The 20,632-nt window shown below is 72.7% G+C and carries 20 protein-coding genes; 8 read left to right on the top strand and 12 right to left on the bottom strand.

The window, feature by feature from the left end; genetic code table 11:
* The first annotated feature begins 27 nt into the window (after nucleotides 1-27).
* Both glpX and ACGF3A_RS03565 read left to right on the top strand, forming a co-directional pair.
* A complete protein-coding gene (gene glpX / locus ACGF3A_RS03570; RefSeq protein ID WP_393725342.1) occupies nucleotides 28-1,062 on the top strand; it encodes a class II fructose-bisphosphatase in 1,035 nt (344 codons plus the stop codon).
* 19 nt (nucleotides 1,063-1,081) lie between these two features.
* On the top strand, nucleotides 1,082-1,528 hold the full coding sequence (locus ACGF3A_RS03565; RefSeq protein ID WP_393725340.1) for a hypothetical protein: 447 nt from the start codon (nucleotides 1,082-1,084) through the stop codon (nucleotides 1,526-1,528).
* A gap of 491 nt (nucleotides 1,529-2,019) precedes the next feature.
* Here the strand turns inward: ACGF3A_RS03565 and ACGF3A_RS03560 are convergent, their stop codons facing one another.
* Nucleotides 2,020-2,397, bottom strand: coding sequence for a WhiB family transcriptional regulator (locus ACGF3A_RS03560; RefSeq protein WP_393725338.1), 378 nt, complete (start codon nucleotides 2,395-2,397; stop codon nucleotides 2,020-2,022).
* 192 nt (nucleotides 2,398-2,589) lie between these two features.
* Nucleotides 2,590-3,339: a DUF1707 domain-containing protein gene (locus ACGF3A_RS03555; protein ID WP_393725336.1), complete on the bottom strand. Its 750-nt coding sequence runs from the start codon at nucleotides 3,337-3,339 to the stop codon at nucleotides 2,590-2,592.
* Nucleotides 3,340-3,464: 125 nt separating this feature from the next.
* Between ACGF3A_RS03555 and ACGF3A_RS03550 the strand changes: the two genes are divergently transcribed.
* Nucleotides 3,465-5,201, top strand: coding sequence for a fumarate hydratase (locus tag ACGF3A_RS03550; protein WP_393725335.1), 1,737 nt, complete (start codon nucleotides 3,465-3,467; stop codon nucleotides 5,199-5,201).
* A 38-nt stretch (nucleotides 5,202-5,239) separates the two neighbouring features.
* Entirely contained in the window at nucleotides 5,240-5,860 is a 621-nt protein-coding gene (locus ACGF3A_RS03545) for a hypothetical protein (RefSeq protein WP_393725333.1), read from the top strand.
* A 6-nt stretch (nucleotides 5,861-5,866) separates the two neighbouring features.
* Here ACGF3A_RS03545 and ACGF3A_RS03540 read toward each other — a convergent pair whose 3' ends face one another.
* Nucleotides 5,867-6,505, bottom strand: coding sequence for a GntR family transcriptional regulator (locus ACGF3A_RS03540; RefSeq protein WP_393727121.1), 639 nt, complete (start codon nucleotides 6,503-6,505; stop codon nucleotides 5,867-5,869).
* A gap of 124 nt (nucleotides 6,506-6,629) precedes the next feature.
* Between ACGF3A_RS03540 and ACGF3A_RS03535 the strand changes: the two genes are divergently transcribed.
* From ACGF3A_RS03535 to ACGF3A_RS03525, 3 genes are all read left to right on the top strand, one after another.
* On the top strand, nucleotides 6,630-7,169 hold the full coding sequence (locus tag ACGF3A_RS03535; protein WP_393725331.1) for a YbhB/YbcL family Raf kinase inhibitor-like protein: 540 nt from the start codon (nucleotides 6,630-6,632) through the stop codon (nucleotides 7,167-7,169).
* Nucleotides 7,166-7,834: a metal-dependent transcriptional regulator gene (locus tag ACGF3A_RS03530; protein ID WP_393725329.1), complete on the top strand. Its 669-nt coding sequence runs from the start codon at nucleotides 7,166-7,168 to the stop codon at nucleotides 7,832-7,834. The genes ACGF3A_RS03535 and ACGF3A_RS03530 overlap by 4 nt, the downstream gene beginning before the upstream one ends.
* An 89-nt stretch (nucleotides 7,835-7,923) precedes the next feature.
* Nucleotides 7,924-9,351 carry a class II fumarate hydratase gene (locus ACGF3A_RS03525; RefSeq protein WP_393725327.1) on the top strand — a complete coding sequence of 476 codons (1,428 nt, stop codon included), beginning with the start codon at nucleotides 7,924-7,926 and terminating at the stop codon, nucleotides 9,349-9,351.
* 6 nt (nucleotides 9,352-9,357) lie between these two features.
* Here ACGF3A_RS03525 and ACGF3A_RS03520 read toward each other — a convergent pair whose 3' ends face one another.
* The 9 genes from ACGF3A_RS03520 to ACGF3A_RS03480 all read right to left on the bottom strand — a co-directional run bounded on the left by ACGF3A_RS03520 (nucleotide 9,358) and on the right by ACGF3A_RS03480 (nucleotide 19,552).
* Nucleotides 9,358-11,517, bottom strand: a complete 2,160-nt coding sequence (locus ACGF3A_RS03520) for a SpoIIE family protein phosphatase (RefSeq protein ID WP_393725325.1) — start codon at nucleotides 11,515-11,517, stop codon at nucleotides 9,358-9,360.
* Between the two features lie 80 nt (nucleotides 11,518-11,597).
* Nucleotides 11,598-12,290 carry a class I SAM-dependent methyltransferase gene (locus tag ACGF3A_RS03515; protein WP_393725323.1) on the bottom strand — a complete coding sequence of 231 codons (693 nt, stop codon included), beginning with the start codon at nucleotides 12,288-12,290 and terminating at the stop codon, nucleotides 11,598-11,600.
* Nucleotides 12,291-12,405: 115 nt separating this feature from the next.
* Nucleotides 12,406-13,092, bottom strand: a complete 687-nt coding sequence (locus ACGF3A_RS03510; protein WP_393725321.1) for a DUF402 domain-containing protein — start codon at nucleotides 13,090-13,092, stop codon at nucleotides 12,406-12,408.
* Between the two features lie 535 nt (nucleotides 13,093-13,627).
* Entirely contained in the window at nucleotides 13,628-14,440 is an 813-nt protein-coding gene (locus ACGF3A_RS03505; protein WP_393725319.1) for a DeoR/GlpR family DNA-binding transcription regulator, read from the bottom strand.
* Nucleotides 14,430-15,470 carry a 4-hydroxythreonine-4-phosphate dehydrogenase PdxA gene (gene pdxA / locus ACGF3A_RS03500; protein ID WP_393725317.1) on the bottom strand — a complete coding sequence of 347 codons (1,041 nt, stop codon included), beginning with the start codon at nucleotides 15,468-15,470 and terminating at the stop codon, nucleotides 14,430-14,432. The genes ACGF3A_RS03505 and pdxA overlap by 11 nt, the downstream gene beginning before the upstream one ends.
* Entirely contained in the window at nucleotides 15,467-16,855 is a 1,389-nt protein-coding gene (locus tag ACGF3A_RS03495; RefSeq protein ID WP_393725315.1) for a four-carbon acid sugar kinase family protein, read from the bottom strand. Before ACGF3A_RS03495 ends, pdxA begins: the two co-directional genes overlap by 4 nt.
* Nucleotides 16,852-18,288, bottom strand: coding sequence for a GntP family permease (locus tag ACGF3A_RS03490; protein WP_393725313.1), 1,437 nt, complete (start codon nucleotides 18,286-18,288; stop codon nucleotides 16,852-16,854). The genes ACGF3A_RS03495 and ACGF3A_RS03490 overlap by 4 nt, the downstream gene beginning before the upstream one ends.
* A gap of 169 nt (nucleotides 18,289-18,457) precedes the next feature.
* Entirely contained in the window at nucleotides 18,458-18,991 is a 534-nt protein-coding gene (locus tag ACGF3A_RS03485; protein ID WP_393725312.1) for an alkyl hydroperoxide reductase, read from the bottom strand.
* Nucleotides 18,992-18,997: 6 nt separating this feature from the next.
* Nucleotides 18,998-19,552: a peroxiredoxin gene (locus ACGF3A_RS03480; protein ID WP_393725310.1), complete on the bottom strand. Its 555-nt coding sequence runs from the start codon at nucleotides 19,550-19,552 to the stop codon at nucleotides 18,998-19,000.
* A gap of 154 nt (nucleotides 19,553-19,706) precedes the next feature.
* Here ACGF3A_RS03480 and ACGF3A_RS03475 point away from each other — a divergent pair, with 154 nt between their 5' ends.
* Nucleotides 19,707-20,630 carry a LysR substrate-binding domain-containing protein gene (locus ACGF3A_RS03475; protein WP_393725308.1) on the top strand — a complete coding sequence of 308 codons (924 nt, stop codon included), beginning with the start codon at nucleotides 19,707-19,709 and terminating at the stop codon, nucleotides 20,628-20,630.
* Nucleotides 20,631-20,632: the final 2 nt, after the last annotated feature.

Raw genomic sequence — 20,632 nt, 5'->3', positions numbered from 1 at the left:
CGTCGCCGTACAGAAAGGTGTGTTCCGATGACCGAACACCACCACCTGCCCTCCTCGCTCGAAGTGGATCCGGAAGCGCCGGACCGCAACCTCGCGCTGGAGCTCGTCCGCGTCACCGAGGCCGGGGCGATGGCCTCGGGCCGCTGGGTCGGCCGCGGCGACAAGAACGGCGCGGACGGCGCCGCCGTCAAGGCGATGCGCACCCTCGTCTCGACCGTCTCGATGAACGGCGTGGTCGTCATCGGCGAGGGCGAGAAGGACGAGGCCCCGATGCTCTTCAACGGCGAGCGGGTCGGGGACGGGACCGGCGCCGAGTGCGACGTCGCCGTGGACCCGGTGGACGGTACGACGCTGACGGCCAAGGGCATGGCCAACGCGGTGTCGGTGCTGGCGGTCGCCGAGCGCGGCACGATGTTCGACCCCAGCGCGGTCTTCTACATGGACAAGCTGGTCACGGGCCCCGAGGCCGCCGAGTTCGTGGACATCACCGCGCCCCCGGCCGTCAACATCCGCCGGATCGCCAAGGCGAAGGGCTGCGCCAACGAGGACGTCACCGTGGTCGTCCTCGACCGCCCCCGGCACGAGGGGCTCGTGAAGGAGATCCGGGAGGCGGGCGCCCGTATCAAGTTCATCTCGGACGGCGACGTCGCGGGCGCGATCATGACCGTGCGCGAGGGCACCGGCGTGGACCTGCTGCTGGGTGTGGGCGGCACGCCGGAGGGCATCATCGCGGCCTGCGCGATCAAGTGCCTGGGCGGCGCGATACAGGGCAAGCTGTGGCCCAAGGACGACGAGGAGCGGCAGCGGGCGCTGGACGCGGGCCACGACCTGGACCGCGTGCTGAGCACGGAGGACCTGGTCAGCGGCGAGAACGTGTTCTTCGTCGCGACCGGCATCACCGACGGCGACCTGCTCCGGGGCGTCCACTACCGCGGCCAGCGGGCGTACACCCAGTCACTGGTGATGCGCTCCAAGTCCGGGACGATCCGGCAGATCGACTCCACGCACCAGCTCTCGAAGCTGCGCGCCTACAGCGCCGTGGACTTCGACAGGGCGCGCTGACAGAGGGCAAGATCGCTGGATGCCGATACGAGACACCCCCTCCACCCCCCTCGCCGACCCCGCCGAGGAGCGGGCCCGGCTCCTCTCGCGGCGCCTGCCGTTCTGGTACGGCCCGTCGGCGGCCGTCTCCCTGGCGGCCTTCGGCGTCGGCATGAGCGCCCTCCACCTCGGCGGCCGTACCAGCGCCTGGGCGTGGGCCGCCCCCGCGGGCCTCGCCCTGGCGCTGGGGCTGGTGCTGGTGCGGCGGCGCGTGCTGGGCCCGCGGAACCGCACCCCGGAGCGACGCCGCTCGGTGGCACTCGCCGCCGTCGCGGCGTTCTTCGGGACGGCGGCGGTGTGCACGGCGCTCGGCCTGGGGACCGACGCCACGATCGCCGCCGGCGCCACGGTCCTGGGCCTCGGCGCCTGGGCACACGCCGTACGCCGCAACATGCTGATCACCCGCCAGCTCCGCGCCCTGGACTGACCCCGCCGCCCCTCAAGAGCCGCGCTTGACCACGCCTTGAGGGGCACGGCCCTGTGTCCGCTATGCGGCTCCGCCACGTGGGCGCGACCGGTCACGACACGTCGGGGCTTGCCCCATAAGGGGCGCGGGGCTGTGCTTGTTTTGCGGCTCCGCCGCGTGGGCGCGACGGGTCACGGCACGTCGGGGCTTGCCCCTTCTCCCTAGGGGCGCGGGGAACTGCGCGACAAGCCACGACGCACTCGCACCCCGCGAAGCACAGTCCGGGGCACCCCGGGCGCGGCCCTGTTGCCGGGGCACCCGGCGCAGGGGGCTGCGCTTGCCAACCCTGCGCCTTGCGCAGACTTCCCAAGCTTCGCGGAAGAGCAAGGGGCGCGGGGAACTGCGCGCCCAGCCACCCCGCACGGCGCGGCCTGCGAAGCACAGGCAGGGGCAGCCCCTACCCAGCCCCCGGACGGGGGGGCGAGGCAGACCGGGCGGCGGACGAGCGAGGTCTAGGCGATGCGGGGGACCTCTGTCTGAGGAGACCCGGCGGTGGCGTTCGCGTTGGCCATCCGGCGTCGCCGGGTGAGCACCACGCGGCGCTCGGCGGCGGTGAGCCCGCCCCAGACCCCGTAGGGCTCGGGCATGACGAGGGCGTGCTCGCGGCACTCCAGCAGCACCGGACAGCGGGCGCACACCCGCTTCGCCGCCTGCTCCCTCGACAGCCGCGCGGCCGTGGGCTCCTTGGAGGGAGCGAAGAAGAGCCCGGCCTCGTCCCGGCGGCAGACCGCGTCCGCGTGCCAGGGGCCCGCTTGGTCATCGCGCACGGGCGTTCGCTGGGCGGGGACGGTAGCGGCTGCCGGCAGGGACTGATGCGGCGTTTGCAGCACGGTCTGCTCCTGACAAGACGACGGAGTTTCCCCTTACATCCGTCTTGCTGCGCACGGCAGTTCGCGAGGCAGCCGTACGAGAGACGATGCCCGAGCCCTACCCGCTGTGCGCGGTGGTATGCATTCCGTGGCGCCTTGCGGAACGGATCGTGAGGGCCCTGTGAGCGGCGCGTGCGCGAAGTGGGAGCGGTCTCACGGCTCCTTGCGGAAGCGCTCCCGCAGATCCCTGATGATCTTCCCGCGCTTGGGCTTGGCGTCCACCCCGCCGAAGATCCCCGCGCCCTGCACGAGCACCACGGGCGCGTTCGGATCCGGGGAGTCCATCACCTGGATGTCGAAGCCGCCGAAGATGCCCGAGCCCTTCTGCTGGAGCGTGACGTTCTCCGGGACGCGGATGTCGATGCCGCCGAAGATCGCGGTCGCGTTGATCACCAGATGCGGGTGTTCGAAGATCGCCTCGGAGAGGTCGATCTCGATGCCGCCGAACATCGCGAAGGCGTTGATCTTCCGCGGCACGCGCCAGCGCCCCTTGCGCACCGAGCCGCTGAAGATCGCGACGAGGTTCTCCTTCGGTCCGAACGCCGCGCCGTGCATCGCCCCGTGCCCGTACGCGGGCCCCGAGGAGTACGAGGCGGAGAAGGAGGCCGACGGGCCCGTAGAGGCCGCCCCGCGCAGGCCGTCCTCGGAGCCGCGCGCCGCGGGCAGGTCGCGGACGATGGGCTCCAGGGCGCCGACGGTCTTCGCCGCGTAGACCGCGTCGAGCCGCTCGCCGTGCTCCTCCGCGTCGAGCCGCCCCTCGGCGAGCGCCTCGCGGAGGATGTCGGCGACCCGGTCACGGTCGGCGTCCGAGGCGCGCACGTCGCCCTCGGCCACGGGCGCCGGGGCCTGGGGCTTCTCGACGGCCGGGGCGGGCTTCTTCTCAAGCGGGGCGTCTTCAGTCACGGCGCCAGCGTACCCAAACGCGATAGATCGCGACTACCCCCACAGCTCCCCGGTCCCCCGGCGTTCTACGCTGTGAGACGCGCTCCCACCGTCGAGAGCCGTAGCGAGAGGAAGAAGCACCCCCCATGACTGGTACGCCTGGTACGTCCGGTACGCCTGGTACGCCCGGCAAGTCCGGTAAGCCGCAGCCGGAGTTCGCCTACACGGACCTCCTCCCCACGGACGGGGACCCCACCCCGTACCGCCTCGTCACCGCGGAGGGCGTGAGCACCTTCGAGGCGGACGGGCGGACGTTCCTGAAGGTCGAGCCCGAGGCGCTGCGCAAGCTGGCGGAAGAGGCGGTCCACGACATCCAGCACTACCTGCGGCCCGAGCACCTCGCGCAGCTCCGCCGCATCCTCGACGACCCGGAGGCCAGCGCCAACGACCGCTTCGTCGCCCTCGATCTGCTCAAGAACGCCAACATCGCGGCGGCGGGCGTCCTCCCGATGTGCCAGGACACCGGCACGGCGATCGTCATGGGCAAGCGCGGCCAGCAGGTGCTGACGGCGGGCGGCGACGAGGAGGCCCTCTCGCGCGGCATCTTCGACGCGTACACCGAACTGAACCTGCGCTATTCGCAGATGGCCCCGCTGACGATGTGGGACGAGAAGAACACCGGCTCCAACCTCCCGGCGCAGATCGAGCTGTACGCCACGGACGGCGACGCGTACAAGTTCCTCTTCATGGCCAAGGGCGGCGGCAGCGCCAACAAGTCCTTCCTCTACCAGGAGACGAAGGCGGTCCTCAACGAGGGCTCGATGATGAAGTTCCTGGAGCAGAAGATCCGTTCGCTGGGCACCGCCGCGTGCCCGCCGTACCACCTCGCGATCGTCGTCGGCGGTACGAGCGCCGAGTACGCCCTCAAGACCGCGAAGTACGCCTCCGCGCACTACCTCGACGAGCTGCCGACCGAGGGCTCCCCCACCGGCCACGGCTTCCGGGACACCGAGCTGGAGGAGAAGGTCTTCGAGCTGACGCAGAAGATCGGCATCGGCGCGCAGTTCGGCGGCAAGTACTTCTGCCACGACGTGCGCGTGGTGCGCCTCCCGCGGCACGGCGCCTCCTGCCCCGTCGCCATCGCGGTCTCCTGCTCGGCCGACCGGCAGGCCAAGGCGAAGATCACCGCCGAGGGCGTCTTCCTGGAGCAGCTGGAGACCGACCCGGCGCGCTTCCTCCCGGAGACGACGGAGTCCCAGCTCACCGAGGGCGCCGGGGCCGACCTGGACGCGGTGAGGGTGGACCTGGCCCGTCCCATGGACGAGATCCTCGCCGAGCTGGGCAAGCACCCGGTCAAGACCCGCCTCTCGCTCACCGGCACGCTCGTCGTCGCGCGCGACATCGCCCACGCCAAGATCAAGGAACGGCTGGACGCGGGCGAGGAGATCCCCCAGTACCTCAAGGACCACCCCGTCTACTACGCGGGCCCGGCCAAGACCCCCGAGGGCTACGCCTCCGGCTCCTTCGGCCCGACGACGGCGGGCCGTATGGACGCCTACGTCGAGCAGTTCCAGGCCGCGGGCGGCTCCAAGGTCATGCTCGCCAAGGGCAACCGCAGCAAGCAGGTCACCGACGCGTGCGCCGCGCACGGCGGCTTCTACCTCGGCTCCATCGGCGGCCCGGCCGCGCGCCTCGCGCAGGACTGCATCAAGAAGGTGGAGGTCCTGGAGTACGAGGAGCTGGGCATGGAGGCCGTCTGGCGCATCGAGGTCGAGGACTTCCCCGCGTTCATCGTCGTGGACGACAAGGGCAACGACTTCTTCGCGGACCCGTCCCCGGAGCAGACCTTCGTGACGTCGATCCCCGTACGAGCGGGGAACTGATCCCCTTCTCGTGAACCTCTTCTCGTGAGCCTCTTCTCGTGAGTTCCTCGGGTCTGTGGGTCGTGGGGGCGATGTCCGGCGCGGACATCGCCCGCCTCGCCCCGGACACCGTCCCGGCGATCCGGCACGCCGCCGCGAGCCCCGTGCTGGCGGCGGCCTGGCGCCGCTGGGAACGCGACGCCGCGCCGGGCGGCGGAGCCGTGCCCGTATGGCGGGAGGACGGCTACAACACCGATGAGGCCCTGCGCCTCCTCGACATGGTGAACGGCTCACCCCTCGACGCGCTCGACTCGCTCGGCGCGCTGGACGTCATCGACTGGTGGAACGAGCTCGACACCGACATCGAGCCCTTCACCTCCAGCGCCCGCAAGGACAACCCGGTGGCGGCGCTCTTCCACGCCCTCGGCCCGGAGCGCGCCGCCGCGCTCCCCGGCTGCCTGGGCGACGCGGTGCTCACCGCCGCCGAACTCCGCGCCGCGCTCCCCCGCGTGGAGGCGGCCCTCGCCTTCACGGCCCCGGAACGCGAAACGGCGCTCGCCCGCGCGGCGGACTGGCCCGAGGCGGAGGACCCGGCGGCGCTGCTGGACGAACCGCTCCGAGTCCTCCGCGAGGCCGCGGCCTCCGCTCTCGGCCTCTTCACGGCCCGCATCTGGATCTGAGCCTCTTCAGCCCTCGTCGGCCAGCGCCTCCGCGGTCAGCGTGAGGTGCCGGTCCAGCACCTCGGCAGCCGCGTCGGCGTCACGGGCGAGCGCGGCCTCCTCCAGCAGACGGTGCTCGCGGATGCCGTCCCGGCCCGGGTCGCGCTGCGCCGACCAGCGCCGGGCCAGCTCGCTCGCCGTCCACATCCGGTCGAAGGTCTCCAGCAGTACGGCGTTGCCGCAGCCCTCCAGCAGCGTGCGGTGGAAGGCCCGGTGGGCCTCGGCCCACGCGGCGCTGTAGAACTCCCCCTCGCCCTCGACGTACACCGGCGTACGGCTCAGCCGGTGGTGCGCGGCGCGCACGCGGGCCTCCCAGTCGACGTCGCCGCGCGCGACGGACATGCGCAGCATCACCGGCTCGACGGCGCGGCGGGCCTCCGCGATCTCCTGCCAGCGGCGGTCGGAGAAGGCCGGGACGGCGAAGCCCCGGTTGGGCAGCCGGTCGGCGAGCCCCTCCCCCGCCAGCCGTACGAGCGCCTCGCGTACGACCGCCAGGCTCACCCCCCGCTCCTTGGCGAGATCCTGCGGCTTGAGGGGATCACCGGGGGCGTGGTGCCCGCGCATGATCGCCTCTCGCAGCTCTGCGTGGACCTGCTCGGAAAGCATCTGTGCCATGAGGGTCAGCATAGACGATCGCGAAGATAATCGATTTTCTATGCTACGGTCGATTCACTGGCGGGGCGCGGACAAGCCCCCCGCCCCCATGGCACCCGCTGAAAGGAACGACGCGATGAGCGCCAACGACCCCTTCGCCCGCCTCCCCCAGGCCGCCTCCTTCACCGTCACCAGCACCACCGTCGCCGACGGCGCCCCCTGGCCGCCCGAGCAGCACTCCTCCGGCGTCCCCGGCGGGAAGGACGTCTCCCCGCAGCTCTCCTGGAGCGGAGCCCCGGAGGGCACCAGGAGCTACGCCGTGACGGTCTACGACCCCGACGCGCCCACCGGCTCCGGCTTCTGGCACTGGGCCGTCACCGACATCCCCGCCACCGTCACCTCGCTGCCGGAGGGCGCGGGCGACGACACCGGCTCGGGCCTCCCCGAGGGCGCGTTCCAACTCCCCAACGACGCCCGCGCGCCCCGCTACCTGGGCGCGGCCCCGCCCGCCGGACACGGCCCGCACCGCTACGTGACCGTGGTCCACGCCCTCGACACCGAGTCCCTCGGCATCCCGGCCGACGCCACCCCCGCCGTCCTCGGCTTCACCATGGCCGGCCACATACTCGGCCGCGCGGTACTGACCACCACCGCCGAGACCCCCGCGACCCCATGACCCACCTCATCGACGCCACGGAGATGTACCTCCGCACCGTCCTGGAGCTGGAGGAGGAGGGCGTGGTCCCGATGCGCGCCCGCATCGCCGAACGCCTGCGCCAGAGCGGCCCCACGGTGAGCCAGACCGTCGCCCGCATGGAACGGGACGGCCTGCTGCGCGTAGCCGACGACCGCCACCTCGAACTGACGCCCGGCGGACGTCTCCTGGCGACCCGCGTGATGCGCAAGCACCGCCTCGCGGAATGCCTGCTGGTCGACGTGATCGGCCTGGAGTGGGAGCAGGTGCACGCGGAGGCGTGCCGCTGGGAGCACGTAATGAGCGAGGCCGTCGAACGCCGCCTCCTCCAACTCCTCGACCACCCCACCGAATCCCCGTACGGCAACCCGATCCCGGGCCTGGAGGAACTGGGCGAGGGCCCCGGCCCCGGCCCGCCCCCGGACGAACTGGTCCCCCTCAGCACCCTGACCCCCGGCACGAGCGCGGTCGTACGCCGCATCGACGAACCCCTCCAGACCGACCCCCGCCTCCTCCGCACCCTCCGCCACGCCGGAATCCACCCCGGCGCCCTCGTCCACGTCACCCCGTCCCCGGACGGCGTACGCGTCGGCAACGCCGAGCTCCCCCTCGGAACGGCCGCACACGTACTGGTCTCCGAGACCTGAGCACCCACCTTCCCGTACGGACGAAGGGCGGATGCTGGGGAATGCCGGTCGGGTGCGCGACGCTGAGCGTTATGGAGGTGTGCCGAGACATGACGGAGAACAGCGACACCAGCGAGAGCAACACCGCGTATCGGATCGAGCACGACTCGATGGGGGAGGTGCGGGTCCCGGCGCACGCCAAGTGGCGGGCGCAGACGCAGCGGGCCGTGGAGAACTTTCCTGTGAGCGGGCAGCGGCTGGAGCGGGCGCACATCGAGGCGCTGGCGCGGATCAAGGCCGCGGCCGCGGTGGTGAACGGGGAGCTGGGGGTGGTCGACAAGGGCATGGCCGAGGCCGTGCGGGAGGCGGCCGAGGAGGTGGCCGCCGGGAGGTGGGACGAGCACTTCCCCGTCGACGTCTTCCAGACCGGCTCCGGGACCTCGTCGAACATGAACATGAACGAGGTCGTGGCGACTCTCGCCACCGAGCGCCTGGGGGCGGACGCTCACGCGGACGTTCATCCGAACGACCACGTCAACGCCTCGCAGTCGTCCAACGACGTCTTCCCGTCGTCGATCCACATCGCCGCCACCGCCGCCGTGACCGGCGATCTGATCCCGGCGCTGGAGCACCTCGCCGCCGCGCTGGAGCGCAAGGCGGAGGAGTTCGCGGAGGTCGTGAAGTCGGGGCGTACGCACCTGATGGACGCGACACCGGTGACGCTGGGCCAGGAGTTCGGGGGATACGCGGCCCAGGTGCGGTACGGGGTGGAGAGGCTCTCCGCCTCGCTCCCCCGCCTCGCCGAGCTCCCCCTCGGCGGTACGGCCGTCGGGACCGGCATCAACACTCCGCACGGCTTCTCCGCCGCCGTGATCGCGGAGGTGGCCCGGACGACCGGACTACCGCTGACCGAGGCCCGTAACCACTTCGAGGCGCAGGGCGCGCGGGACGCGCTCGTGGAGACCAGCGGCCAGCTCCGGACCATCGGCACCGGACTGACGAAGATCGCGAACGATCTGCGGTGGATGGCCTCAGGCCCCCGCACCGGACTCGCCGAGATCGCCCTGCCCGACCTCCAGCCGGGCTCCAGCATCATGCCGGGCAAGGTCAATCCGGTGATCCCCGAGGCCGTGCTGATGGTCGCGGCCCAGGTCACCGGGAACGACGCGACCGTGGCCGCCGCCGGAGCCGCCGGCAACTTCGAGCTGAACGTGATGCTCCCGGTCATGGCGAAGAACCTGCTGGAGTCGGTCCGGCTCCTCGCCAACGCCTCCCGCCTCCTCGCCGACCGCACGGTCGACGGCACCACCGCCAACGCCGAACGGGCCAGGGAGTACGCCGAGTCGTCCCCCTCCGTCGTCACCCCGCTCAACAAGTACATCGGCTACGAGAACGCCGCGGCCGTGGCCAAGAAGGCCCTCGCCGAGCGCAAGACGATCCGCGCCGTCGTACTGGAGGGCGGGTACGTGGAGCGCGGCGACCTCAGCCTCGAACAGCTCGACGAGGCCCTGGACGTGCTGCGGATGACGCGGCCGTAACCGATTTCATGGGAGGGCCAGTTCGAACCAGACCACCTTGCCCGTCGAGAGGCGCGTGGCGCCCCAGCGGCGGGCGAGGCGGTTGACGAGGTAGAGGCCGCGGCCTCCCTCGTCCGTGGCGCGGGCCTGGCGCAGGCGCGGGAGCTGGGGGACGTCGTCGCCGACCTCGCAGCGGAGGGTGTCGGTGCGCAGCAGGCGGAGGGTGATGGGGCGTTCGGCGTAGCGGACGGCGTTGGTGACGATCTCGCTGACGAGGAGCTCGACGGGCTCGGTCAGCTCCTCCAGGTCCCAGCGGGCCAGCGCGCGGCGCGCCAGGCGGCGGGCCTGTCCGGCGGTCTGGGCGCGCGGGTCGAGGAACCAGTACGCGACGTCGCTGGGCGCGATGCCGTCGAAGCGGGCCGCGAGCAGGGCGATGTCGTCGTCGCGGTCGCCGGGGCCGAGGATGTCCAGGACCTCGTCGCAGAGGGGTTCGAGCGGTGCCGCCGCGCCGGGGCGGGTGAGGCGGGCCGTGGCGGCGAGGCGCTCGCGCAGGTGCTCGATGCCCGTCCAGACGTCGCGCTGCCGGGACTCGACCAGGCCGTCGGTGTAGAGGAGGAGGGTGGCCCCCGCCGGGGCGTCCAGCTCGACGGCCTCGAAGTCGACGCCGCCGACGCCGATCGGGGCGCCCGCCGGTATACGGAGGACCTCGGCGCGGCCGCCGCGGTGGAGCATCACGGGCGGCGGGTGGCCCGCGTTCGCGACGACGATGCGGTGGGCGACGGGGTCGTAGACCGCGTAGAGGCAGGTGGCCATGCGGTCGCTGCCGAGGCGCTGGGCCTGCTCGTCGAGATGGTGCAGGACCTCCTGCGGCGGCAGGTCGAGTCCGGCCAGCGTCTGCGCGGTGGTGCGGAGCTGGCCCATGATCGCGGCGGAGGTCATGGAGTGGCCCATCACGTCGCCGACGACGAGGGCCACGCGGGAGCCGGGCAGCGGGATCGCGTCGTACCAGTCGCCGCCGACGCGCGCGGTCTCGGCCGCGGGCAGATAGCGGCTGGCGAGCTGGACGCCGGTGGGCTGCGGGAGCTCGTCGGGGAGCATCGTGCGCTGCAGCTCGTCGGCGATGTACGCCTCACGCCCGTACAGCACCGCCTTGTCCACGCCGAGCGCGGTGTGCGTGGCGAGCTGGGCGGCGATCAGGAGGTCGTCCGGCTCGAACGCCGGGCGGTCGGGGCGCCGCAGGAAGACGGCGGCACCGATCACTCTTCGGCGCCCGCGCAGGGGCGCGAGGACCGCGCGGTGCCCGCCCGGCACGTCCCGCCCCGGGCCGAGGAGTTCGGGCAGCGCCGCACTGGCCGAGGGCGAGTCGGCGAAGACGGGACGGACGCCGCGCAGCACCTCGGCGAGGGGACCGCCGGGCCGCACCTCCGCGAGCTCCGAGGCGGCGGGGCCCGACTGCCCCTGGCCGCCCGCCGCGCCCGCGACCGCGCGCCCGGCGTCCTGGCCCGCGCTCCCCGCGCCGAGCAGCGGCAGCATCGGGACGGCACCCAGCGCACCGGCGGCGGGGTCGTCCTGCCCCGTCGTCCTGGCCTCGGGGATCTGCGGCTGGGTCTGCGTGAACTGCGGGTACTCGGGGATACGGTCGCTGCGCCGCAGCCGCAGCACGACGGGGCCCGTGGGCCGCTCGTCGCCGACGGGCAGCGGGTCGCGCAGATAGACGAGGATCGCGTCCGCGTACGCGGGCACGCTCGCCCGGCACAGGCCGAGCACCGTCTCGTCGAGGTCGACGCCGCGTGCGATGCGGCGGGTCGCGGCGCCCACGAAGCGGAGCCGGTCGCCGCCACGCCGCTCGCGCTCGGCGCGCTCGCCCTCGCTGGGCTCCTGCTGCCCCGCGCCCTCCGCCGGGAGGGGGACGGAGGCCGACACGGAGCCGGAGGACGTGGCGGACGCGGCCGCGGGCGCGGGGGACGGTTGCGCGGCCTGCTGCGGCGCGTGCTCCTCCGGCGCCTCCGGCCGGGGGCGGCTCACGGCGTCATGGCCCAGCGGACCCGCCGGGCCGCCGGACCCGGCAGGGCTCGCGCCCGCCGGGTTCCCCTGGCCGCACCGGGAGTTGCCCGCAGGCGGGGGCGGCGTCGGCTCGGTGGCGCTCGCCGCAGGCTTCTCGTGCTCCGTCACGCGTTCGGTTTCCATCCATCCGGGGCTGCGCGTCGGCGCACGCCCAGCGCTGGGTGCTCGCGGTCTAGCGGGCTAGCGGGCTCGGGGGCTCGCGGTCATGGGCGTCGTCGGCAGTGCAGGAAGAGCTGGATCTCGGGGGGTACGTCGGTACTCGCCGGAGCGTACGCGTAGGCGTCCTCGCTCGCGATCTCGAAGCCCGCCTCGCTCACGATCCGCCGCAAATCGTCTCGCAGATAGCCGGATACCCGGATCGTGTTGCCCAGGAACGGAATGGAGAAGTCGTCCACGTCCGCCTCCACCATGGCGATCACCAGCGGGCCGTCGTCCCGGATCTGCTCGTGCAGCATCCGCAGCGCGAAGGGAATCTCCACGCGCGGCAGCATCAGCAGGGAGAAGAAGGCGACAGCCCCGTCGAAGGGGACGAGGTCCGAGGACTCCAGGTCCGCCATGTCGACGCGGAGGAACTCGCCTTCCGGAACGTTGTCGTGGCACAGCTTCAGCATCGCAGGTGACACATCGATGCCGGTCACCCGGTGCCCCGCGTCCGTCAGTTGGCGTGCCGTGGGCAGTCCTGTGCCGCAGCCCACGTCCAGCACCCGGGAGCCGGGCGGGAGCAGGTCGGCGAGCCACTGCCCGGCGGCGATCTGCCCCTCCTTGTGCGGGAACGCCTCGTCGTACCGGTCGCCGATGGCGTCGAACGCCTCGGCCTGGCCCGACCTGTCGATGCTGGCCCGGTCGAAGGACCCGTAGGCCCCGTGGTACGCCCCGTGCCCGTCGCTGCCGCTCACGAGTGGGCTCCTCTCTGACCGTTCTGACCGTCTGCCAAGTCCTCGGGGGGCGAGGGAAGTTGTCGTGGCCATACGCTTACGGATGTTGATCCTACGTTTGCAGTATGGGGGCCTATCAAGGGGCATTGGGAGGTCGGTGCAGGCACGTGTTGAACGATCCCCCTGTGCGCCCCCTCCGGTCCCAGTCCGCGGGGAGCTCCGGCACGGGCCAGGAGGGGTCCGGGCGCCACTTCTCCCAGCCGTCGGCGAAGGGCGCGCCCCATGCCCGGATCGCGGCGACGGCCTCACGCCCCGCCTCGCGTACGCGCGCCGCCTGGTCCGCGCTCATCAGTCCCGCGCGCTGGGCCTCGGCGAACTCGTCCTCGTCGTGCCACTCGTAGTGGCCGTCCGGGTGGACGGCCAGGTCGAGGAAGTGGTCCTCTGAGTCGACGCCGCCCGCCCAGCGGCGCAGCGGCTCCTCCAGGTTGACGTAGTAGTTCTTGAAGACCCAGTCCGGCTCCCAGAACAGCCACACCGACCAGGGCTCGCCCGGCCGCGCCAGCTTGAGCACGCCGGTGCCGAACCAGGGCGAGAGCGTCGTTCTGCGTGGTTTGGTGTAGCGGGTGGCCAGGGGCTCGCGGTGGACGGGCGTGCCGTCGGCGAGTTCGGGCTTGACGCAGAGCGTGCCGGGGGCCAGCCAGACCGCGAGCAGCTCTTCGTCGTCCCTGACCACGGTGACAGGGCGGCAGATGTGCGGGTGCGGGCTGCCGTTGGCTCGGTAGCGCCACAGGATGTGGGTGCCGGGTGACCAGTGCGCCGTCATGCCCGAATTCTAGGTGCGCCCCCCACCTTTCCCCGGCAGGGCCCAACCAAAAGAGGGTCCCCCTCTCCCACCCCGCACCCCCGACGAGGCAGACCCCTGCTTCTCCCTCCACCCCACGAAGCTTGGGAAGCCTGCGCTTCTCCCCCCGCCCCACTGCGCTCGCCAGGCCTGCGCTTCTCCCTCCCGCGAAGCTTGGGAAGTCTGCGCAAGGCGCAGGGTTGGCAAGCGCAGCCCCCTGCGCCGGGTGCCCCGCGTACAAGAGCCGGGTTCGGGGTGCCCCGGGCTGTGGTTCGCGGGGCGCGCCCGCGTCGTGGCTTGGCGCGCAGTTCCCCGCGCCCCTAATCGGGCAAGCCCAAGAGTCTTGAACCGGTCGCGCCCCGCGGCGGAGCCGCACAACAAACACAGGCCCGCGCCCCTGAGGGAGAAGGGGCAAGCCCCGAAGTCTTGGGCCCGGAGCGCCCCGCGGCGGAGCCGCAAAACGAACACAGGCCCGCACCCCTGATCGGGCAAGCCCCGATGTGTTGGAACCGAGCCGTCAGGTCGAGGGCTGGAGCAGGGTGACTCCGGAATGCGCGCAGCGGGCGGGGAGCGTGGGTGGGGCTTCTTGGTCGGTGATGAGGGTCCAGGCGTGGGAGGGACGGGCCCAGGAAGGGGCCGGCGGGGCCTCAGGCGTGAGCTTCGTGGCGTCGGCCAGGACGAAGACGTGGGCGGCACGGGCGGCGACGCGTTCCTTGACGGCCGTCTCCTCCAGCGTGGGCTCGCCCACACCCAGCGCGGGGTCGACCACGTCGGCCCCGAGGAACGCCGCCGCGAACGAGAGCCGCTCCAGCGCAAGATCGGTCAGCGGCCCCACGAGCCCGTGGCTCAGTGGGCGTACGCTCCCGCCGAGCATCACCACGTCGATGCCGGGCGCGTCGGCGAGCAGCGCCGCCGTCTCCAGGCCCCGGGTGACGACGAGCCCCTCGTGGCCGCCCTCCGCGAGCCGCCGGGCTAGCGCCGCGCATGTCGTGCCCGCGTCGATGAAGACCGCGCCGGAGCGGGGCACGAGAGGTGCGGCCGTCGCCGCGATGGCGGCCTTCGCGGCGGGCCGTACGAGCGCGCTCTCGGCGACCGGCCGTTCCTGGAATGCCTCGGGGACCACGGCCCCGCCGTACGTACGCGCGACCTTGCGGTCCTCGGTGAGCCGTCCGAGGTCGCGGCGGACCGTGGACGGCGAGACGTCGAGCGCGGCGGCGAGTTCGTCGACGTGCGTGGTGCCCTCGCGCAGCAGCCGGAGCAGTTCGTCGTGGCGTGCGCGGGTGCCCCGGCGGGCGCGGGGCGTACGGGAGGGGTCAGCGTCAGTGGCCATAGGTCTCACGGATCAGCGGGGCGAACGGGGCGTAGTCGACGGCCGCGAGGTAGGCGGAGAGCATCGTGGCGTGGTCGGCCCTGCCGGTGCCCGCGATGTCGAACGCCGTGCCGTGGTCGACGGAGGTGCGGAGGATCGGGAGGCCGACCGTCACCGAGACGGTGCCGTCGAAGTCGTAGGTCTTGGCCGGGATGTGGCCCTGGTCGTGGAAGTGCGAGAGCACACCGTCGTAACGGCCGGTGAGGCCCTGGTGGAAGACGGAGTCGGCGGGGACGGGGCCGGTGACGTCGAGTCCCTCGGCGCGCGCGGCCTCCACCGCCGGGGCGAGGTGGACGATCTCCTCGTCGCCGAAGGCGCCGTTCTCCCCGCCGTGCGGGTTGATCGCGGCGACGGCGAGTCGCGGGCGCTCGGTGCCGAAGACGCGCAGCGCGGTGACCGCCTCCCGGATCGAGTGCCCCACGCGCTCCTCGGTGATCTGGTCGAGGGCCTTGCGCAGCGACACGTGCCTCGTGGTGAAGAAGATGCGCAGGTGGTGGTCCCGCGCCGCGCTGCCGCGCACCACGAACATGGTGTCCTGGCGCGTCACTCCGGTCAGCTCCCCCAGCATCTCGGTGTGCCCGAGGTGCTCCGAGCCAGTCTGCCAGACCGCCTCCTTGTTGATCGGGCCCGTGACGATGCCGCTGACGGCGCCGTCGAGGGCCGCGCGGGTGGCGACCTCGATCGCGGTGACGGCGGCGCGTCCGGCGCGCGCGTCGACCGCTCCCCACTCCGGCACGTCCGTGCCGAGCACCCCCGTGTCGTACACGTCGATGACGCCGGGCCCGGCGGGCGCGGCGGAGAAGTCGCTCACTTCGCGCACCTCCACGTCCGCCCCGGCGGCGCGGGCGCCGCGGCGCAGGGCCTCCGCATCGCCGACGGCGATCCCGTGGTGCCCTTCCGCGCCCGCGACCTGGGCGAGCGTACGCGCGGTGATCTCGGGCCCGATGCCCACGGGGTCGCCGAGGGTGAGGGCGAGGACGGGACGGTTCATGACGCTTCCTCCTGCGAACTCGACGTGCTGTGACGCGCTTCGATGTCTGCCGTTCCCGCCGCCGCGCGGACGTGCCGGCGGGCCGCCGCCGCTGCACGTCTCAGGTGGGCGACGCAGGCGACGGTCGTCCCCGCGTCCCCGACGAGCCCGCCCTTGGTGACCACGGGCAGCCCTGCCCATGGTCCTCCTACGAACGTGCCCGCGACGGCCAGCGGCACCAGCTCCTCCTCGACGTCCAGGCCGCGCGCCGAGAGCCCGGCGAAGAGCGCGGCGGCGACGTCGCCGCCGGTGGCGAAGAGCCCGTCGACCGTGTGCCGTTCGAGCGCCCGGCGCACGGTGCGGGCGAGCACGCCGGGGAGGCGTTCGGCGTCCTCGGGGCCGATGCGGTCGACGACGTCCGCGTCGTCGAGGACGGTGGCGAGCAGGACGATGTCGTCCGGACCCGCCGCCGACAGGGCCGCGTCGAGGGCGCCTTCCACCTCACCGGCGGCGGACGCGGACGCGTGCGCGGCGGGCATCCGTACGACCGTGACCGGGAACTCGGCGCGCAGCCGGGCGAGCTGGAGGCGGGTGAGCCGGGTCGCGGAGCCGGAGACGGCCAGCACGGGCGCCCCGGCCGTGTGCCGGGTGAGTCCGAGGGCGCGGGCGAGCGCGACGGAGCCGGGGCCCGGGTCGACGCCGACCCAGACGAGGTCCTCGCCCCCTCCCCGTACGGCCGCCGTCGCGGCGCGGTCCAGGTGCTCGGGGGTGAGGGCGTCGGCGATCAGGACCTCGGCGCCGTCCGCGAGCGCGCGGGCCACGAGGTCGCGCGGATCGCCGCCGTCGGTGCCGGTGACGGCGGCCAGCGGGAGGTGCGCGGTGCGCAGCGCGGCCTGGCGCCGCAGCAGGGTCGCGACGTCGGAGGTGGGCAGGGGCGAGCGGGGGTCGCGGGCGAGCTCGGTCTCCTCCAGCCGTACGCCGTCGAGGAGTTGGCACCCCTGTACGGTCAGCCGCCCCGCGTCCGGGTGCGCGGGGGCGCAGAGCGCGACGGCTCGGCGCCCGGTCGCCTCCCGTACGGCGGCCAGCGCGGCGGCGGTCGTCGCGCCGAGGTTGCCGCGCAGGGTGGAGTCGACGCGGTTGCTGAACAGCGCCCGCGGCCCGGCCGCCCGTACGAGGTCCCGCATACGGGCGGCCGCGTGCTCCGGCGGGCTGTGCCGGGTGTCCGTGCTGACGACCACCACGTCGAAGCGGTCCGCGAACTCGGCCGCCGCGGCGGCCGGCTGATCGGCGCCGAGCGTGACGGCCCGCAGGCCCGTACGGGCGAAGGCGGCGGCGGTCGCGTTCGCGCCGGTCAGGTCGTCGGCGACGACGAGCACGCCGTGGCCCCGCCCTCCCCCGGCGCTCACAGGACCGCGCTCCCGACCAGGAGCAGCGGCAGCGAGCCCAGCCAGACGGCGGTCGTGATGCCGGACCAGCCCTTGAGGGCCGCGACGCCGTCGAGACCGGTGAAGCGGGTCACGACCCAGAAGTAGGAGTCGTTGAAGTAGCTGAAGACCATCGAGCCCGCGCAGCAGGCGAGGGCCGCGAGGAGCGGGGAGATGCCGAGCCCGGAGACGAGCGGCGCGGAGACCGACGCCGCGGTGATCATCGCGACGGTGCCGGAGCCCTGCGCGAGCCGTACGAGCGACGCGATCAGGAACGGGACGAGCACGCCCGGCAGGCTCCACGAGGCGATGGTCTCCGCCATCTCGTCGCCGACGCCGGAGGCGCGCAGCACCTCGCCGAGCGCGCCGCCCGCGCCGGTGATGAGGATGATCAGTCCGGCCGAGGCCGCGGCCTCCGAGAGCCAGCCGCCGACCTGCGTACGGGTCGTCCAGCGCGGCAGCAGCACATAGACGGCGAGGACGAGGCCGATCAGCAGCGCGACGACGGGGTTGCCGACGAAGGCGAGGGCCTCGGCGACGGGCGAGGGGTCGTACTTCTTCTCGTCGCCGACCGCGTTCTGCGCGTTCTGGTCGAGCGCGGTGGCCACGGTGTTGGCGACGATGAGCGCCAGCGGGACGAGGAGCGGGAGGAAGGCCGTCCACGCCGACATGCGGTGCGGCTTGGCGCCCTCCGGCGGCGGGCCGAGCGCGGCGGCGGGGTCGCGCTCCTCGCCCTCCTGCTCCTGCCCCAGTCCCTGCTCCTTCCCGTAGACGGCCTCGCGCACCTCGGGGAGGAGCTGGTCCTCCAGCCTGGGCCCCATCCAGCGGGCGTAGAGCACGACGACGGGGAGCAGCAGCAGCGAGAACACCAGCCCCGCGAGCACGAGGCCGCCCAGGTCGGCGCCGAGGATGCCCGCGACGCCCAGCGGGCCGGGGGTCGGCGGGACGAGGTGGTGGGTGAGGGTCATGCCGCAGCCGAGGGCCAGCGCGAGGGTGACGTAACCGGCGCGCTTGCGGCGGGCGATGGAGCGGGCCAGCGGATTCATGATCACGTAACCCGAGTCGCAGAAGACCGGGATCGAGACGACCGCTCCGGTGCCGCCCATCGCCCACGGCTCGCGGCCCTTGCCGAGCGCCTTCACGAACGCCTTGGCCAGCGCGTCGGCGGCGCCGGAGACCTCCAGGATCTTGCCGAGCCCGACGCCGAGGCCGATCACGATGCCGATCGAGCCGAGGGTGCTGCCGAAGCCGGTCGTGATCGCGTCGATGACCTTCGTCGCGGGTTCGCCCGCGACGAAGCCGGTGACCAGGGCGGCGACGAGCAGGGCGAAGAACGCGTCCAGGCGGGTGCGCAGCACGATCACGACGATCGTGGCTATCCCGAGGACGAGTGCGGCGAGCAGTTGAAGATCCACGATGACCTCCTCCGAGCGGTGCGCCCATCATGAGGCGCGTACCTGCTCAGAACAAGCACTTGGACGGGATCTTTCTTGCGCACTTCGCGCAACTCAGGAAACGGAACGGCCCGCACCCGACGCGGGGAGCGTCGAGCACGGGCCGTTCGCGGCTGTGCGGAGGAGGGGCTCAGGAGGCGAGCTGGGCCTCTGCCTCCAGGGTGGTGCCGACCGCCTGGACGACGGAGGCGATCTTGAACGCCTCCTGGATCGTCTCGCGGTCGACCCCGGCCTTGCGCAGCACCTGCTCGTGGGAGTCGAGGCACTGGCCGCAGCCGTTGATCGCGGAGACCGCGAGGGACCACAGCTCGAAGTCGGTCTTCTCGACACCGGGGTTGCCGATGACGTTCATCCGCAGCCCGGCACGGAGCGTGCCGTACTCCGGGTCCGACAGCAGGTGCCGGGTGCGGTAGAAGACGTTGTTCATCGCCATGACGGCGGCGGCGGACTTCGCGGCGGTGTACGCCTCGTCGCTCAGGTTCTCCTTCGCCTCGGGCTCCAGCGCGCGCAGCGCGATGCCGGAGCGGGAGGCGATGGCGCAGGCGAGCACCGTGCCCCAGAGCTGCTGCTTGGGCAGCTCCGAGTTGCCTATGACGGAACCGAGGTTGAGCTTGAGGTCCTTCGCGTACTCCGGAAGGGCCTGCTTCAGGTCATCGAGCGCCATGGGTGATCACTCACCGGCCAGCAGCTTGACCGGGTCGAGGGTGTCCTCGCCCTGGGTCCAGTTGCAGGGGCACAGCTCGTCGGTCTGCAGCGCGTCGAGGACCCGGAGGACCTCCTTCGGGTTACGGCCGACGGAACCGGCGGTCACCATCGTGAACTGGATCTCGTTGTTCTGGTCCACGATGAAGACGGCGCGCTGCGCGAAGCCGTCCTCGCCCTCGATGCCGAGGTCACGCATGAGCTCGTGGCGCGAGTCGGCGAGCATCGGGAAGGGCAGGTCGGTCAGGTCCGGGTGGTCCTTGCGCCAGGCGTGGTGCACGAACTCGCTGTCACCGGAGAAGCCGAGGATCTGCGCGTCACGGTCGGCGAACTCGTCGTTCAGCTTGCCGAAGGCGGCGATCTCCGTCGGGCAGACGAAGGTGAAGTCCTTCGGCCAGGCGAAGACGATCTTCCACTTGCCCTCGTAGGTCTTGTGGTTGATCTGCTCGAACTCCTTGCCCTTCTCCAGCGAGACACAGGCAGTCAGATCGAACTCGGGGAACTTGTCACCGACAGTGAGCAACGCGCACTCCTTGCAGGGCGAAATGCCCTATACGCCAAACTAGCGGGGCATTTCAACGGGTTGGACCCGACCACCTAACCACAGGCGGCATTGATCGCGGAAATAGCTAAGGTGGGTGGGGTTGATCGGAAGCCCTTATGAAAGCGAGCCAGTGGTGAAGCCCACTCTGTCCCAGTTGCGGGCGTTCTCCGCCGTCGCGGAGCACCTGCACTTCCGCGAGGCCGCGAGCGCGATCGGGATGAGCCAGCCCGCGCTCTCGGGCGCGGTGGCCGCGCTGGAGGAGACGCTGGGTGTCCGGCTGCTGGAGAGGACCACCCGAAAGGTACTCCTCTCCCCCGCCGGCGAACGCATGGCCGTACGGGCGCGGGCCGTGCTGCACGCCGTCGGCGACCTGCTGGAGGAGGCCGAGGCCGCGCGGGCCCCGTTCACCGGGGTGCTGCGGCTGGGCGTGATCCCGACCGTGGCGCCGTATCTGCTGCCCGCCGTGCTCGGGCTCGTCCAGAAGCGCTACCCCGCGCTGGACCTGCAGGTCCACGAGGAGCAGACGTCCTCGCTGCTCGACGGGCTCGGCCAGGGGCGGCTGGACCTGCTGCTGCTCGCGATGCCGCTGGAGGCGCCCGGCGTACGGGAAGTCCCGCTCTTCGACGAGGACTTCGTGCTGGTCACACCCGAGGACCACCCGCAAGCGGGCCGCCGCGACGTGCCGCGCGCGCTGCTGCCCGAGCTGGACCTGCTGCTCCTGGACGAGGGGCACTGCCTGCGGGACCAGGCGCTGGACATCTGCCGCGAGGCCGGGCACACGGAGGGCGCCCAGGTCTCGACGAGCGCGGCGGGGCTCTCGACACTGGTCCAGCTCGTGGCGGGCGGCATGGGCGTCACGCTCCTGCCGCGTACCGCTGTCCGCGTGGAGACCAGCCGTAACGGCTCGCTCCGTACGGCGTACTTCGCCGATCCGGCGCCCTCGCGCCGGGTCGGCCTCGCGATGCGGACCGGGTCCGCGCGGGAGGACGAGTTCACCGCGTTCGCCACCGCGCTGCGCACGACGCTGAGCCGGCTGCCGGTGCAGGTAGCCGCGTAGAG

It is taken from the genome of Streptomyces sp. NPDC048172, from assembly GCF_043202595.1.
Taxonomy (GTDB): Bacteria; Actinomycetota; Actinomycetes; order Streptomycetales; family Streptomycetaceae; genus Streptomyces.
This window is presented reverse-complemented; position numbering and strand designations above follow the sequence as displayed.